The following is a 15048-nucleotide window of genomic DNA, read 5'->3' on the forward strand; positions in this document are numbered from 1 at the left end:
GCAAGCACCTTGGTCATATTCTCGAAGGTCACCAAAATCTCCATCCTTCGGTGGTTTCGGGAATTGCGGCGACGTCGTCGTCGCACTGGCCGGACTGTACGGTGGTACACCTCCTGCCAATCTTCGGCAGGAACGCTATGAAAACGTCTGGGCAGACCTGGGCGCCGGATCACCGGCCGCTGATAAGGCAGGCTCGGCCCACCAGGTGGGCGGCACGGTCCAATTCGCGCCGACCCGCCAAGGCGAGTTGGCCGATGCCACTTCCTGCGCGATCTTGTCGGCGACTTCGCGTGAGCGGCTCGACGGCCCTTGGATCAACCTGAGATGAGACCGGGCCCTTGCGTTGACGGGCCCGGCAGCCTCAGCCTGAGGGCGTCGGTGGGTGAAGCCATCCCCGGAGGGTGCGGCGACATTGGACAGCGCACCGACCGTGCGTCACTCCTGGTGCTTGATCCACAACCGCAGGAGATGGCGCCGCTCTTCGAGGTTGGGGCTGTCGACGAAGCCTGTCCGGCCGTGGAAGATCGACGTGTTGTCGAGGAGGAACAGGTCCCCCGCCTGAAGTCTCAGTTCCGTCGTGAGCCCGGCGTCCTCGATCACCTTGGGGAGGCCGCGGATCAGTTCCTGATCCTCCGCCGTTACGGACCCGGGGTGGAAGTCTCGCCCACGGTCGAGCGCCCCGATGCTGAAGCGAGCCACCAGTTTGCCGGAATAGCTTCTGAAGACGGAGTCTTCGACGAACGGGCCGTCTTTCAGGGCTGCCGTCGGCCGGCCGCCCCACCACCTCTTCTCGCACAGAATGCGGAGATAATCGGGGCGGTTAGCTGCCAGCCATTCGTAGACGGCGGGTGCGCTGGCAAGTACCGACCTGCCGCCGTCTGGCGCCTGCTTCATGCAGAGCAGCCCGAGGATGCCAATGTCCGGCCGACCGCCGGGCACCTCGCCTTCCTGGGCGCTGGCATTGTCCGTGTGCATGGGCTGCGCTTCGACAGAGAGGCTTGGCGCGGGTGCGGGCTCAGCGTCACTACGAACGGTGGCCAAGACCTTCGCGGTCATCGCTTGCGAGATCGTGCCAATGGCCCCGTCTCGGGCCGTGGGCTGTTCGAAAACCGGGCCCAACAATGGACTGACGGTTTTGATGACGCCCGCGTCGATGTCCTCGATTCCGGAAATCGGCCATCCTCGGAGAACGGCAAAACCACGTCCCGAGAGCACCCGTTCGTCTGCGACCCCGAGTAGGAAGCTTCCAACGCGCTGCAGCTTGTCTTCCGGAACACGCGCCGCGTCGACGCCGTGAGCTTCGACCTCTTTCTGAATGTCGAGCAGATCATCGACAATTGCAGAGGGTACGGATACAAGCCAGTCGTCTTCTTCGATACTTTGCTGATCCCATACGCGCGAACGCGGATAGGTCACCCCGCTTAGCATTCAGGTCTCCTATGGCATCCTTGCTGCCGTGGCTGGCGGCGTCCATATCAACCGACCTGATCCCCCGTCGGCTGGCACCATCATAGACAGACGAGCCGCCGGATGAAAGAGGAACTTCGAAGTAAGGGGAGGCTTACCTTAGTAATTTCATGCCCGAAGCAGATTATATCCGGCGGTGACGCCAATATCAACGCCGGTCAACTTCGCCACATTTCCAGCCGAATGTTGACCCCCCTCGTATCGTGGGTTCGAGTCGAAAATGAACGTCATTAAACCGGCTGATGATCGGGATGCCGTCGAACCGCGCTACCGCCGGCCGGTGGGTGCTGGACCCGGGGACGCGACATCGTGATCTTCGATGGTGTGCGCGGTGCGCTCTCCCGGTGGGTGCCAGCCCAGGCCAACCCATGCCAATGCGGGGTCGCGTGGCCGACCGCCGGTCGCAAACCGGGGTCGTGTGCTCGCGCTGTGGTCTGGGCTGGGAGAACGGCCCTCCGGGAACGCGGGTGCACGTGGGCCGCTCCCAGCCACCCCGGGTGAACCCCAGATCGCTAGACTAGGCGCTCGCGGCCCCGTAGCTCAGGGGATAGAGCATCGGTTTCCTAAGACGATGTTATATCTGCGCCCGCACGGCTGATTACCTGCGGTTTCCTGGTTATCGCCTCTTGTGGCCTGGTCGCATACGGGTTTGCTGTGCTCGCTTGCGTGAGATCTGCGGCCTGACCGTCGCTTGGCTGATGCGGTAGGTGATGTGCCGGAATCATGCTTATGCCGGATTCGCGACGCCGAGAGCCAGAACAAGCGCTGTGGAAGGGCTTCGCATTGCTTCCGTGCGCCGTCGGGCAGCCCGCGGTCGGGTCTTGACAGCCGGCCTCAACCGAAGGCTGGCGGCTCGAGTCTCCCGACCGGATGCTTGGGATGATCTTCGATGTGAGCATGCTTAATGCCCAGCACGGTTGGCGTAGGCTCAGGGGTCGATAGCCATACTGCGGCCGGCCCTCGCCATAGACGCCGTTCCGCTGTCGAGTCGATGAGGCGGGTGGACCACGTGCAGGCTTTGTACTCGGTGGCTGTGCGGGTCGAAGGTGACGCACGAAGCGCCTTCGACGCTTTGCAGCAGAAGGTGGGTAGCTGGGCACTCGCCGGCGAACCTGAGCCTGACGGCTTATTCACTGGCCACGGGTCTGCCGTTATGAGTGGGCGAGAAATCCGCTGGGAAACACTGTTCGTCGACCGCTCGCCGCATCGTCTCTGGACGCTAGAAGTCTGTAGCCCCCTCGGCGAGGGGGGTGAGGCGGAGTTCGTTTGTGCTGTGTCAGTCGCCCAGGCGGCCGACTCCACTGGTATGCGTGTCGAGCTTGGTCGGCGCTCTCGGGTGGCTCGGCTTGCCCCCGTCCACCTCGACTTCTTGGACCGCCCACGTCTAATCCCAATCGTTCTCGACACCTTGCCATGCTGCTATGGGGACGAGCGAGTCCGAGCGACACCAGTGCGAGCGCGGGCCGGCGATGTTCGAGCGGTGATCGAGCTGTTGTTACAGCCGTCGCGGCGGCTACCTGTCGTTGTGGTTAGTAGTACTAACGACGGCAGCCCTGAGGCCCGGTTCGCTACGGTTCTTGCCAGCCGCCTGGCTGGCTTGGCTCACGTCGTGCTGCTGGATACATGGTTGGCTCTCGACTCGCTGAACGCACAGCACCTGTCCCGTGTGCCTCTGCGCGGAGCCCGGCTGTTTTGGCCCTCGGCCGCGGGGGCGGCACGTGACCCGTGGTGGACATCGCTGTCACTTAAGGACGCGCGCGACGTAAGCGATCGGATCTTCGGAATGCTGTCGCGGCTGTCGGTCGTCGCGAATCCACGCGATCATCTAGCCGAGGCGGTGCGCGCAGCCGAACGGATGTCAGTTCGGGAGGAGACCCAACGCAGGATCCAGGCCGCTGCGGCCAGCGGTGATCTTCAGCGGCTGATCGATGAGCTCAAGTCACAAGTCAAGGAGGAGCAAGAGTGGTCCGCCGCCCTCGTAGACATCAATGCCGAGCTGGAACGCGAAAACCGCGACCTCCGCACGTACAAAGAAAACTTCGAGGCCCTTACCCGCTGGTCTGAGGCGACGTCCACAGAGATGGAACCGGCACTCGAAGAGCTGCAGGTTTCGCCCGATTTCCGCGAGCTTTGGCCAGCGCTCGAGACAGAGTCGGACGGAGCGCTAGTATTCACCGAGTCGGCCAAGGAATCCTGGATCGACTCCGGGTATCCATATCCGGACCGGATGCGTAAAGCCCTGGAAGCATTGGCAAGAGCAGCCCTTTCATGGCGCGCTGCCGGCGGACGCCTTGGTAAAAGTATGGTGACATGGATGACCGAGGAGTTCGGGCTCACCTATGCACCGGACGACGAGGGTATGCGCCGACGCAAGATCGATACGTTCACGTTCGGCGAGCGGACGTTGTCACGACTGCCACACGTCAAGATTGATGACTACGTACAACCCGACCGAGTTGGACGTATCTACTTTGCTATTGACGAGTCGGCAAACCGCTGGATTGTCGACCACGTCGGCATCAAACTCGGCCTGTGACAACCAGCGTTGCGGCCATTGGGTCTGCTGCGTCGGCAGGTGACCGGTGTAGTCACGCGGCCCGAGCTGGCCGGTGGGTGCATGATGGTCGCGAATTCAACGGGGGTCAACCGGGACAGTGACCGCTGGCGTCTTGCGGCGGTGGTAGGTCGGTTCGATCCAGGTCACGATCGCGATCCGGAGGTTAAGGGCTCGGACGAATTTCCTGGACCGGAATTGAGATCCGCAGTCGGTGTGCAGAATGCAGCCGGCCAGGTCACCGCGTCTGGCGGCGGCGTTTGTTCAGTGCGGCGACGGTCAGGCGGGACTTCATCCGCGAGTCGCTGGAGTAGCCGACGATCCGGTGGGACCAGACGTACCGACGAAGGTTCCCGCCCCCACGTCGAGCGGTAGCTTTGCACCGGTGAGGGCCGTGAAGCGTTCGACGTCGTCGCTGCGGATTTCGAAGACGGCGGCGCCGTCGAGCGTGGCCATCGAGGGCTTCAGGGCTCCGTGAGCGGGGTCCGCGGGATCAGCGGCGTCCGGATCCCACGGCAGGGCCCGGTTCCATCGCTTGCCCCCTTTGAGGGTGGCGGTGTCACTCACGCTGATGCCTTTCCCTGGCCGTCGGCATCAACGGCCATGGCGGGGTGGAGTGGGGGGTTGCCTTCCCCGCCGCGCATCGGGCGGCCGGGATCCGGCAGAGATGAGACGACAGCTTGATCATCGGAGAGGCTCAACTCCGATAGGACTACGGCTTGTGCCCGGACCGGCTGGGATTTTCACCACGAGACCGGCGGGGACTCCAAGCCGTCTGCCGTGACCCAGTGGTTAGGCCCGTCGGCGGAGTAGCACTGCCGCTCGGTGGAGGCCCAGCCGGACTCGTCGGTGATCAGCGAGAACGAGTAGAAGCCCTCCGGCGACACAGAGTCGTGACAGGTCAGAGCGACCTGCGAGTTTGCGGGGAAGTCGGACAGCGTGATGGCGTAGCGGAAGCCGTGCGGGGCGGCCGGTCCCGGCTCCAGCCAGATTTTGGGGCCGTCCGGTTGATATTGGAAGAGGGGGCCGTCGCAGGGCGGAGTGCTGGTTTGGCCAGCCACCAGTTCCGACCAGACGTAGCCAGACCATCCGATCTTCGGCCCCTCCGCGACGGTTACCCAGAACCAGCGGGGCGAGGTGCGCTCATAGGGTGCGACACCATCGCGCCAGCAGCGCATCATCACGTGGGTGTCGTTGGGGAGCCAGCCAACGATTCCGCAGCCGTTCGTGGTGTCGTTGGGGTTGGGGAGGTTCGGACACGTCCGAAGGTTGGCCCCACCCGAGTCGGGAGAGCTGATGACGCTGCGCTGGTCGCTCGGTGCCGCTGCAGAGACGCCGGGAACGACCAAAACAGCGATGAGGCCAAGGGCCGTCAGCGCGACGGGTCTGATGGCTCGCACTCTTCCTCCTCAAGGAACGATAACCGACGACTGGTGGCGACCTCGGGCCCCGATTTGGGCGTCGGGTAAGGATTGACGATCTTAATATTCGTGTCGCCGTGCGCCGTCGGCCGGGTTGGCTGAAGTGTGAGTGCATCAAGCCGCCAGATCAATGTCAAAACCCCTGAAAGGTAATGATGTGACTTAGTTCACGAGTGCGTTTGTAAATCGTAGCGACCGATTTGGTCGATACGTCAGCAACTTCGCCAGGCGCGATACATGAATCAGATTTTCGTTCGAACTGACTGGCGACGCTGTGGCACACTGCCTCCGGAGTTTCCTTGGGGCCGCGAACAGAGTTCCCGGGTGGCGGCGCGGCGCGTTTGCTGATCTTGTTCCTCTATACGTTGAAGGCCGTCGGGGGAGGTCGAAACCGGTTCTGTGCCGGCGTGGGGTGCATTCCGGTTCGTAAGACAAGCAATCAATACTCCGGCTCGATGTGGGGAGCATGTGTCCGTCGACGATCTTGGTGAGTTTGAAGGGAGACCGGTGGTGACCAGCAACAAGCGTTCTTTTCTGCAGCGCACATCGATCGCGTTTCTGTTCGCCGCTGTAGGTGCGGTATCCGGGATCGCGCAACTGGTTGGCGGGTTCATCGCCGGCAGGATGCTGATTGTCTGGTCCGCTGCCATCACCCTGGCGCTGGTCGGTGTTGCTGTCGGAATCGACGAGCTCTGGATGCGGCAGCACCTGCAGCGCGTATTTGCCCGGAGAGCCGTTTTGATCACAACCACCGCCGCAGTGGCCCTCAGTATCGGTGTAGGCGCTGGCTACTTGATCGCTGCATATCCTGATGGAAGAAAGTCTTACTCTTCGTCCGGGCAAACCCCGTCGCCCAAGCCCTCCGAAGGCGGCGACGGGGTAGTGGAAATCGCCGGCAACCGACTTGGGTCCCCCGTATTCGGCGACAATGCGGGGCGTGCGGCTCCAGCGGGTGTTCCGAGGATCCCAGCCGGAACCCACGTCACGGTGATCTGTAAGGCCGAAGACCTTACTGGAATGGCAAGCGTCACCTACCTGTACAAGATCGGTACCGCCCCGTGGACCAACCTGTACTCGCCTTCGGATACCTTCCGCAACGGTGACCCCCCAGAGGGTGGTACCACCGCGTTTAACCCTGCCGTACCCGACTGCTGATGGCGTGGTGGGATCCCGCCGTCGATGGGATCTATCGGCGACATGGATGACTACCGATGATGGAGAACTCCTAGTCGAAGTTGAAGACTGAGTTCGCCGAGCGCACGAGCTGGCGGACGCGCGACGGGGTTGAGAAATGTGATGTGGAAAGCTCCTCCCCGCCCAACGCTAGTTTGGCTACCTCAGCCCGGCGTCCGCATCGCGGCGTGAGCTAGCCACTCGAAGCCTGCGGAGGGTTGCCGCCGACCACACTCCTGCCAGCCGGCGCCTCCGAAAAGGAGACCAGGCAGCATGTCGTGATCTTGGATGATGTGCGCGTTGTGTGCTCTCCAGCGGATGCCAACGGGGGTCAACCGGTGCCAACGCGAGCCAATGCGGCCGACCCCCGGTCGCAAACCGGGGTTCGTGTGCTCGGGGTGTGGTCCTGGGCTGGGAGAACGGGGGACCAGGGAACGCGGGTGCAGGTGGGCCACTCCCAGCCACCCCAGGTGAACCCCAGGTCGCTAGACTAGGCGCTCGCGCCCCCGTAGCTCAGGGGATAGAGCATCGGTTTCCTAAACCGTGTGTCGCAGGTTCGAATCCTGCCGGGGGCACCCAGGGTCTGTTTCAAGAGCTGGCTGGTCTGCGGCGGGCCCGGACTGCGGTTCGCCCCGCGGACTCCGCCTCGGTTCGACCGCTGTCAGGAAACTGACCTTCGACGGTCACCAGCGGTAGGACACGTTCACGGGCAGCCGGGTGTGTGGGACCCGCTTCATGTCTGCCTGGGCCTTGGGGTGGTCGTGGCCGGTCAGGTAGGTGACTGCGGCGATGGCGGTGAACACCGAGGCGATGATGGTGACTGTCACAAAGCCCCTCGCGGTGGTCGTCGCCGTGCGGACCGAACCGTGCCGCGAGAGGTCGAGGTGCCCTCCGGGCCGTCCCGGAGGGCACCTCGACATCCACAGGGGTCAGAGGAACTTGTACATCTCGGCGGAGGCGGCCTCGGTGTCGGCGGCCGGCGGAGCGGCCACGGTGACCTTCTCGCCGAAGCCGCTCATCTTCATGTCGGTGACGAGGTCACCGAGACTCTTCGTGGCGATCGTGTAGGACAGGGCGGTGAGCCGGCCGTCGGCGTCGACGGTCGCCTCGAAGGGGATCGCCTGGGGCTCCTTCGCCAGCTTGGCGGTCGACTCGAGGCCCTCGCGCATGCCGCCGTCGGTGCTGGCGGTCTCGGCGGCCTTGTTGAGGTCGGCGGTGCCGCTGTAGTGGCCGGGGCTGACCTCCTGGGCGACCACGACGCCGCCGATGAGGCCGGTCTGTGCCTTCAGGTCGAACGACTGGCGCAGCGAGCTGGTCGGCCGGAGCTTGTTCAGATCGATTTTCATCCAGGGCTTCTCGCCGTCGAGCGAGTCCGACTTGATGTAGGCGACGTCGCCGATCAGCCGGGCCTCGATCGGCTCCGGCGCGGTGCCGGTGACGTGGATCGCCTTGGCGGCGGGGTCGACCTTGCCCTTGAGGCTGACCGACTGGCCGCCGGCCTTGACCGAGGCGTCCATGGTGACCGTGCCGGCGAGGCTGCGTTCCATGGCCTGCCGGACGGCGGCGGCCGGTTCGAGCTTGGGCGTGGTGGGAGCCGAGGACGGTCCGGACCCTCCGGTGTCACCGGAGGTGGTGTCGCAGCCGGCCACGAGGGCGGCGGCGAGGGCAATCGAGAGGACAGGGATCAGTCGACGCATAGACGTGACCCTAACCAAGAAGGTCCACTCCGGGGGGCCCGGCCAACACGGTGGGTCAATCCGCCGGCAGTTGTTCGGCGTGGGTGAGCACCCGGTCGACGAGGCCGTACTCCCGGGCCTGCTCGGCGGTGAACCAACGGTCCCGGTCCCAGTCGCGCTGGATCTCGTCGAGGGTGCGTCCACTGTGCTGGGCGATCAACTCCTGCATGGTGCGCTTGACGTGCAGCATGTTCTCCGCCTGGATGGTGATGTCCGAGGCGGTGCCGCCCATCCCGCCGGACGGCTGGTGCATCATGACCCGTGAGTGCGGCAGCGCGTACCGCTTGCCGGCCGCTCCGGCGCAGAGCAGAAACTGTCCCATCGAGCCGGCGAGGCCGAGCGCCAGCGTGGCGACGTCGTTGCGGACGTAGCGCATCGTGTCGTAGACCGCCATCCCTGCGGTCACCGAGCCGCCCGGCGAGTTGATGTAGAGGTAGATGTCGCGGTCGGCGTCCTCGGCCGCGAGCAGCAGGATCTGCGCGCAGATCTGGTTGGCCGACTCGTCGGTCACCTCGGTGCCGAGGAAGATGATCCGCTCCCGTAGCAGCCGCTCGAACACCTGGTCACCGAAGGTCGGCTGACCGCTGTCCAGCATCCGCACGTCGTACCCGATCATGTGTCGCCGCCTTCCGCGCTGCCGGCGGGCGGCGGAACCGCCTGGGGAACCGGCTCCTCCAGCGTGCGCGCGGCGGCGGTCGCGGCCCAGGGATTCTGCCGCCGGCAGATCGGCCCAGGGCAGAACCCAGCCGGCCTACACCCGGGTCAACCGCCGCCGGCCCGTCCGGGCCCGGCGGCAGGCCAGCATCTTGGAGGTACGCGGACCGGGGCGCCCGGCCGGTGCGGAGGCGATCAGTCGAACTCGCAGCCCCGCCCCTCCGACAGTCGACCCGACGGGCGAGGCTGGACCGCCGACGTGCAGGATCGGCCCGCCCAGCCGCAGCACCGGCCCGGCCGGCTGCCGTGCGGGGGCCGGAGCGGCGGCCACGGGTGGCGTCGCCCCACCGGGCTGAAAGCCGATTCGGAATGCGCGGCCGGTCTCGTTGCGTGGCGCGGGCACCTGTTCCAGCCGGGCCAGAGCGGCCCGGGGTGCGGCGGGGATGCGACGCTCGACTCGGCGCAGATCGTCGCGGGCCGCCTCGAGCAGGTCGGAGAGTTGGATGCCGAGGGCTCGGCAGATCGCCGCCAGGATCTCCGACGAGGCCTCCTTCCGCCCGCGTTCGACCTCCGAGAGGTAGGGCACGGAGACCCCGGCCGCCTCGGCCACCTCGCGCAGGGTGCGGCCCTGGCCCTGGCGTAGCCGGCGCAGCACCCCGCCGATCACTCGTCGTAGCAACGACATGCGGACCTCACTCTCGCGGTCGTCGTCGGGGACACCTCCCATCATCATGCCGGTTGCCGACGGTCGGGGCCGACCCGTGCATGTCGCGCCGACCGTCGTCGTAGCCCGGGCGTGCGAAGCGCCGCGTACCCGCTATGTTGTGGGCGTGCAGGCGACGGCGGCGGGGCAGGTTCGACGGTGATCCATTTTCCCGCGCAGCGCCGGGGCCCGCTGAGCGCGCTGAGCCTGCGGCTCGCGGCCGCCCTGGGGCTGGTCTTCGCCGTGGTGGCGGCGGTCTACCTGGACCGGGACGGCTACCGCGACGTCAACGAGGACGGCCTCACCCTGCTCGACTGCTTCTACTACGCGGTCGTCTCGCTCTCCACCACCGGCTACGGGGACATCACCCCGGCCGCGCCGTCGGCCCGGCTGGTCAACGTCCTGTTCATCACGCCGGCCCGGGTGCTCTTCCTGATCATCCTGGTCGGCACCACCCTGGAAGTCCTGACCGAGCAGTACCGGACCGGCCGTCGCCTGTCGCGGTGGAGGAGAGTCGTGAAGGACCACGTCATCATCTGCGGCTACGGCACCAAGGGGCGCAGCGCGGTCAACGCTCTGTTGGAGAACGGCCTGGACCGGTCGCGGATCGTGGTGGTGGAGCGCAACGGCGTCGCACTGCGGCAGGCCACGTCGGCCGGGTTGGTGGCGATCGAGGGGTCGGCGACCCGGTCGTCGGTGCTGAACGAGGCGCACGTCAAGAACGCGAAAGCAGTGATCATCGCGACCGACAGCGACGACGCGTCGGTGCTGGTGGCGCTGACCGTCCGGCAGCTCACGGCCGGGCAGGTCCGGATCATCGCGGCGGCGCGGGAGGCGGAGAACGCCCCGCTGCTCAAGCAGAGCGGCGCCCACCACGTGATCGTCTCCTCGGCGACCGCGGGCCGCCTGCTCGGTCTCTCGACCTCGGCGCCGCCGCTGATCGACGTCGTGGAGGATCTGCTGACTCCGGGACAGGGGATGGCGTTGGCGATGCGCTCGGCGGAGCGGGACGAGGTGGGCCGTTCGCCGCGTGAGCTGGACTCACTGGTGATCGCCCTGGTGCGACGGGGCAAGGTGGTCACCCTGGCCGACAAGGCCGGCGCGGTGATCGAGACCGGCGACATGCTTGTGCACGTCCGCGACGACCGCCCGCAGTCCGCGGCCTCGGTCTGACATTCCGGGGCGTCAGCAGGCGTCCGGTTCGCCGACGCTCAAGGCTTCGGTGCAGGTGATCGGTGTCGTGGTGACCGCCCGCCGCAGCAACGAGTAGAGCGTCTCCCGCTCGGCCGGCTCCAGCGCGCCCAACACCTCGTCCTCGACACCCGCGAGGGCGCACTCTGCCTCTTTGAGGCGTTTCATCCCATCTTCGGTCAGTTCGACGACGTGTCGCCGGCGGTCCTGGGGTGAGCGTCGCCGCTCGACGAGATCCTTCGCTTCGAGGTCGTTGAGCAGCCCAACGATGTTGGTGCTGTCCATTTCCAGGGTGCCCGCGAGCGACTGCTGGCTGATGCCGCCACCCGCCCGCAACACCGTGAGCGCGACCAGGTGCCGCGGTCGCAGGCCCAGTGGCGCGAGCACCGACTCGGCCCGCAGGCGCATCCGCCGCGCCAGGTGGTCCAGCAGGGCGCCCGAGCGGTGCTCCGAGGGCTCCAGCGGCAGGGCGGACATGTGACCCAGTCTACCGACGCCACGGAACATCTGCCTGCTATAAATAGTTGGTGCTACACAGACGATCCTTGGAGGAGGAATCATGAACCTGCTGCATATCGATTCGAGCATCCGGGGCGACTGGTCGGTCAGCCGGCAGCTCACGGCCCGAGCCGCCACGGCCTGGCGCGCGGCGCACCCCGACGGCACCGTGACCTACCGCGACCTGGGCGCAGAGCCGCTGCCGCACCTGGACTCCGACGGCGGGCTGGCGCGAATGACGCCGCCGGACCAGCACACCCCCGCCCAGCGCGCGTCGTGGGAGCTCAGCCAGCGCCTCGTCGACGAGGTGAAGCAGGCCGACGTGGTCCTGCTCGGGCTGCCGCTCTACAACTACGGCGCGCCCAGCAGCGTCAAGTCCTGGGTCGACCACCTGATCGTCGCCGGCCTCACGTACGACCCGGACACGCAGGAGGGCCTGCTCAGCGGTCGTGAGTTCGTGGTGGTGGCCACGCGCGGCGGCGGCTACGGCGAGGGCACCCCGCGGCACGGCTGGGACCATGCGGAGCAGTGGCTCCCGCACGGTCTGTCGATGACCGGCCTGGAGCCGCGCTTCATCAGCACGGAACTGACCCTGGCGCCCACGGTGCCGGCGATGGCCGAGCTGATCCCCCTGCACGAGGCCAGCCGCACCGCGGCCGAGAAGGAGATCGACAACCTGTGGACGCCGGCCTCGGCCCAGCGCTGAGACGGCACCCGACACAACGAGAGCGGCCGCCCCGGATCGGGGCGGCCGCTCTCGTTCAGGTCCGACGGGTCAGAGGATCGTCCAGGTGTCGCCACCGCTCAGCAGGCCCGCGAGCTGCTGCTCGGGCGTCTCGGTGACCTTCGCCCTCGCCGTCGCCAACTGCTCCTGCACCACGCTGTCGTAGGACGGCCGGTCCACCGAGCGGAACACGCCGATCGGCGTGTTGCGCAGGTCCAGACCGGGCAGCCGGGACAGCGCGAACGCGTACGCCGAGTCGGCCACCGTCGCGTCGTGTACGACGATCTCCTCGGGGCGTACGGAGTTGGTCTCCCGGACCTCCAGCCCGAACGCGCCCGGCGGGTGCACCACGCAGAACCGACCGTCCGCCCCGAAGGTGATCGGCTGGCCGTGCTCCAGGCGGATCAGGTAGTCGTCCCGGGTGGACGGGTCCTTGAGCTGCTCGAACGCCCCGTCGTTGAAGATGTTGCAGTTCTGGTAGATCTCCACGAACGCCGAGCCCTGGTGCTCGGCGGCGGCCCGCAGCACCGACTGGAGGTGCTTGCGGTCGGAGTCGATCGTGCGGCCGACGAAGCTGGCCTCCGCACCCAGAGCGAGCGAGAGCGGGTTGAACGGCGCGTCCGCCGACCCGGCCGGCGTCGACTTGGTGATCTTGCCGACCTCGGACGTGGGCGAGTACTGCCCCTTGGTCAACCCGTAGATCCGGTTGTTGAACAGCAGGATCTTGAGGTTGACGTTGCGCCGCAGCGCGTGGATCAGGTGGTTGCCGCCGATCGACAGCGCGTCGCCGTCGCCGGTAACCACCCAGACCGACAGGTCCGGACGGGACACCGACAGGCCGGTCGCGATCGCCGGCGCGCGGCCGTGGATCGAGTGCATCCCGTACGTGTTCATGTAGTACGGGAAGCGCGACGAACAGCCGATCCCGGAGACGAACACGGTCCGCTCGCGGGGGATGTTCAGCTCCGGCATGAACTGCTGGATGGCCGCCAGGATGGCGTAGTCACCGCAGCCGGGGCACCAACGCACCTCCTGGTCGGACTTGAAGTCCTTGGCGGTGAGCTTGAGGGCTACGGGCTCAGACATTCTTCAGGACCTCTTCCAGCGTCGTCTCCAGCTCGGCGGCCGTGAACGGCAGGCCGCGGACCTGGTTGTAGCTGATCGCGTCGACCAGGTAGCGGGCCCGGATGACGTGGGCGAGCTGGCCCAGGTTCATCTCCGGGATGACCACCTTGTCGTAGGAGCGAAGCACCTCGCCGAGGTTCGCCGGCATCGGGGCCAGGTGCCGCAGGTGCGCCTGGGCGATGGACAGGCCGCGCTGGCGGACGCCACGGCAGGCCGCCCCGATCGGCCCGTACGTCGAACCCCAGCCGAGCACCAGCACGCGGGCGTCGCCGTCCGGGTCCTCCACCTCGATGTCCGGCACCGGGATCGTCTCGATGCGGGCGGCCCGGGTGCGGACCATGAAGTCGTGGTTCGCCGGGTCGTACGAGATGTCGCCGGTCTTGTCGGCCTTCTCCAGCCCACCGATCCGGTGCTCCAGGCCCGGCGTGCCGGGGATGGCCCACGGGCGGGCCAGGGTCTCCGGATCGCGCAGGTACGGCAGGAAGGTGGTGCCGTCGTCACCGTTGGGCGCGGTGGCGAAGTCGACCCGCAGGTCGGGCAGCGACTCGACGTCGGGCAGCAGCCACGGCTCGGAGCCGTTCGCCACGTAGTTGTCCGACAGCAGGATCACCGGCGTGCGGTACGTCAGCGCGATCCGGGCCGCCTCCAACGCCGCGAAGAAACAGTCCGACGGCGACTTCGGCGCGATCACCGCGACGGGCGCCTCGCCGTGCCGGCCGTACAGCGCCATGTTCAGGTCGGCCTGCTCGGTCTTGGTCGGCATGCCGGTCGACGGGCCGGCCCGCTGCACGTCCACGATCACCAACGGCAGCTCCAGCGCCACCGCGAGGGAGATCGTCTCGCTCTTGAGCGCCACACCCGGGCCGCTCGTGGTGGTCACACCGAGCGACCCGCCGTAGGAGGCGCCCAGCGCCGCGCCGACCGCGGCGATCTCGTCCTCGGCCTGCATGGTCAGCACGCCGAAGCGCTTGTGCTTGCTCAGCTCGTGCAGGATGTCCGACGCCGGCGTGATCGGGTACGCGCCGAGGAAGACCGGCAGGCCCGAGCGGACCCCGGCGGCGACCAGCCCCAGCGACAGCGCCGCGTTGCCGGTGATGTTGCGGTAGGTGCCCGGATGCATCTTCGCCGGCTTGACCTCGTAGCGGACCGCGAAGTCCTCGGTGGTCTCGCCGAAGTTCCAGCCGGCCTTGAAGGCGGCGACGTTCGCGGCGACCAGCTCGGGGCGGGACGCGAACTTGCGCTCCAGGAAGCGCAGGGTCGACTCGTACGGCCGGGAGTACATCCACGAGAGCAGGCCGAGGGCGAACATGTTCTTGGACCGTTCGGCGTCCTTCTTGGACACCTGGTGTTCGGCCAGCGCGCCGACCGTCATCGACGTCAGCGCCACCGGGTGGACGACGTAGCCGGCCAGCGAGTCGTCGTCGAGTGGGCTGCTCTGGTAACCGACCTTGGCCAGGTTGCGCTTGGTGAACTCGTCGGTGTTGACGATGATGTCCGCGCCGCGCGGCAGATCGGCCAGGTTGGCCTTGAGCGCCGCCGGGTTCATCGCCACCAGCACGTTGGGCGCGTCGCCCGGGGTGAGGATGTCGTAGTCGGCGAAGTGCACCTGGAAGCTCGACACGCCCGGCAGGGTGCCGGCGGGAGCCCGGATCTCGGCGGGGAAGTTCGGCAGCGTGGAGATGTCGTTGCCGAGCTGCGCCGTCTCCGAGGTGAACCGGTCGCCGGTCAACTGCATGCCGTCGCCGGAGTCGCCGGCGAACCGGATGACCACCCGGTCGAGTTGACGGATCTGCTTGGTCACT

General features: G+C 66.8%; 14 protein-coding genes, 1 tRNA gene and 1 pseudogene. 5 read left to right on the forward strand and 11 right to left on the reverse strand.

Annotated features, from left to right (window positions below; genetic code table 11):
* Positions 1-435: 435 nt before the first annotated feature.
* Positions 436-1416, reverse strand: a complete 981-nt coding sequence (locus tag ACQP03_RS03430; protein WP_357394172.1) for a TauD/TfdA family dioxygenase — start codon at positions 1414-1416, stop codon at positions 436-438.
* Positions 1417-2947: 1531 nt separating this feature from the next.
* On the opposite strand from ACQP03_RS03430, the gene ACQP03_RS03435 reads away from it, so the two are divergent.
* A complete protein-coding gene (locus ACQP03_RS03435; protein ID WP_357394170.1) occupies positions 2948-4003 on the forward strand; it encodes a hypothetical protein in 1056 nt (351 codons plus the stop codon).
* A 59-nt stretch (positions 4004-4062) separates the two neighbouring features.
* On the opposite strand, the pseudogene ACQP03_RS03440 reads toward ACQP03_RS03435, so the two are convergent.
* From ACQP03_RS03440 to ACQP03_RS03450, 3 genes and pseudogenes are all read right to left on the reverse strand, one after another.
* Positions 4063-4358, reverse strand: a pseudogene (locus tag ACQP03_RS03440) (DDE-type integrase/transposase/recombinase); the annotation flags it as partial.
* The gene (locus tag ACQP03_RS03445; RefSeq protein WP_357394168.1) at positions 4313-4588 is read right to left on the reverse strand and encodes a hypothetical protein; all 276 of its coding nucleotides are present in this window, start codon (positions 4586-4588) and stop codon (positions 4313-4315) included. The gene ACQP03_RS03445 and the pseudogene ACQP03_RS03440, both read right to left, overlap by 46 nt.
* A gap of 176 nt (positions 4589-4764) precedes the next feature.
* Complete coding sequence (locus tag ACQP03_RS03450; protein WP_357394166.1) at positions 4765-5421, reverse strand: hypothetical protein; 657 nt, start codon at positions 5419-5421, stop codon at positions 4765-4767.
* A gap of 531 nt (positions 5422-5952) precedes the next feature.
* Here ACQP03_RS03450 and ACQP03_RS03455 point away from each other — a divergent pair.
* Positions 5953-6597 (forward strand): hypothetical protein, encoded by a 645-nt coding sequence (locus ACQP03_RS03455; protein WP_357394164.1) that lies wholly within the window; start codon positions 5953-5955, stop codon positions 6595-6597.
* Between the two features lie 520 nt (positions 6598-7117).
* A tRNA-Arg gene (locus ACQP03_RS03460) sits at positions 7118-7190 on the forward strand.
* 108 nt (positions 7191-7298) lie between these two features.
* Here ACQP03_RS03460 and ACQP03_RS03465 read toward each other — a convergent pair.
* From ACQP03_RS03465 to ACQP03_RS03480, 4 genes are all read right to left on the reverse strand, one after another.
* Positions 7299-7442, reverse strand: coding sequence for a hypothetical protein (locus tag ACQP03_RS03465; protein WP_433460245.1), 144 nt, complete (start codon positions 7440-7442; stop codon positions 7299-7301).
* 102 nt (positions 7443-7544) lie between these two features.
* Positions 7545-8312 (reverse strand): hypothetical protein, encoded by a 768-nt coding sequence (locus tag ACQP03_RS03470; protein ID WP_355049047.1) that lies wholly within the window; start codon positions 8310-8312, stop codon positions 7545-7547.
* A gap of 55 nt (positions 8313-8367) precedes the next feature.
* The gene (locus tag ACQP03_RS03475; RefSeq protein WP_357124333.1) at positions 8368-8967 is read right to left on the reverse strand and encodes an ATP-dependent Clp protease proteolytic subunit; all 600 of its coding nucleotides are present in this window, start codon (positions 8965-8967) and stop codon (positions 8368-8370) included.
* A 135-nt stretch (positions 8968-9102) separates the two neighbouring features.
* Positions 9103-9690 carry a helix-turn-helix domain-containing protein gene (locus ACQP03_RS03480; RefSeq protein WP_357124336.1) on the reverse strand — a complete coding sequence of 196 codons (588 nt, stop codon included), beginning with the start codon at positions 9688-9690 and terminating at the stop codon, positions 9103-9105.
* 177 nt (positions 9691-9867) lie between these two features.
* Between ACQP03_RS03480 and ACQP03_RS03485 the strand changes: the two genes are divergently transcribed.
* Positions 9868-10881, forward strand: coding sequence for a potassium channel family protein (locus ACQP03_RS03485; RefSeq protein ID WP_357124339.1), 1014 nt, complete (start codon positions 9868-9870; stop codon positions 10879-10881).
* A gap of 12 nt (positions 10882-10893) precedes the next feature.
* Here ACQP03_RS03485 and ACQP03_RS03490 read toward each other — a convergent pair whose 3' ends face one another.
* The gene (locus tag ACQP03_RS03490; protein ID WP_357124342.1) at positions 10894-11376 is read right to left on the reverse strand and encodes a MarR family winged helix-turn-helix transcriptional regulator; all 483 of its coding nucleotides are present in this window, start codon (positions 11374-11376) and stop codon (positions 10894-10896) included.
* An 82-nt stretch (positions 11377-11458) separates the two neighbouring features.
* On the opposite strand from ACQP03_RS03490, the gene ACQP03_RS03495 reads away from it, so the two are divergent.
* Positions 11459-12103 carry an FMN-dependent NADH-azoreductase gene (locus tag ACQP03_RS03495; protein ID WP_357124345.1) on the forward strand — a complete coding sequence of 215 codons (645 nt, stop codon included), beginning with the start codon at positions 11459-11461 and terminating at the stop codon, positions 12101-12103.
* A 69-nt stretch (positions 12104-12172) separates the two neighbouring features.
* Here the strand turns inward: ACQP03_RS03495 and ACQP03_RS03500 are convergent, their stop codons facing one another.
* Together ACQP03_RS03500 and ACQP03_RS03505 are read right to left on the reverse strand one after the other, a co-directional pair.
* Positions 12173-13207 (reverse strand): 2-oxoacid:ferredoxin oxidoreductase subunit beta, encoded by a 1035-nt coding sequence (locus ACQP03_RS03500; protein ID WP_433460249.1) that lies wholly within the window; start codon positions 13205-13207, stop codon positions 12173-12175.
* Entirely contained in the window at positions 13200-15047 is a 1848-nt protein-coding gene (locus ACQP03_RS03505; RefSeq protein ID WP_357124352.1) for a 2-oxoacid:acceptor oxidoreductase subunit alpha, read from the reverse strand. Before ACQP03_RS03505 ends, ACQP03_RS03500 begins: the two co-directional genes overlap by 8 nt.
* Position 15048: the final 1 nt, after the last annotated feature.

This window comes from Micromonospora sp. CA-248212 (assembly GCF_050948405.1).
GTDB lineage: Bacteria > Actinomycetota > Actinomycetes > Mycobacteriales > Micromonosporaceae > Micromonospora.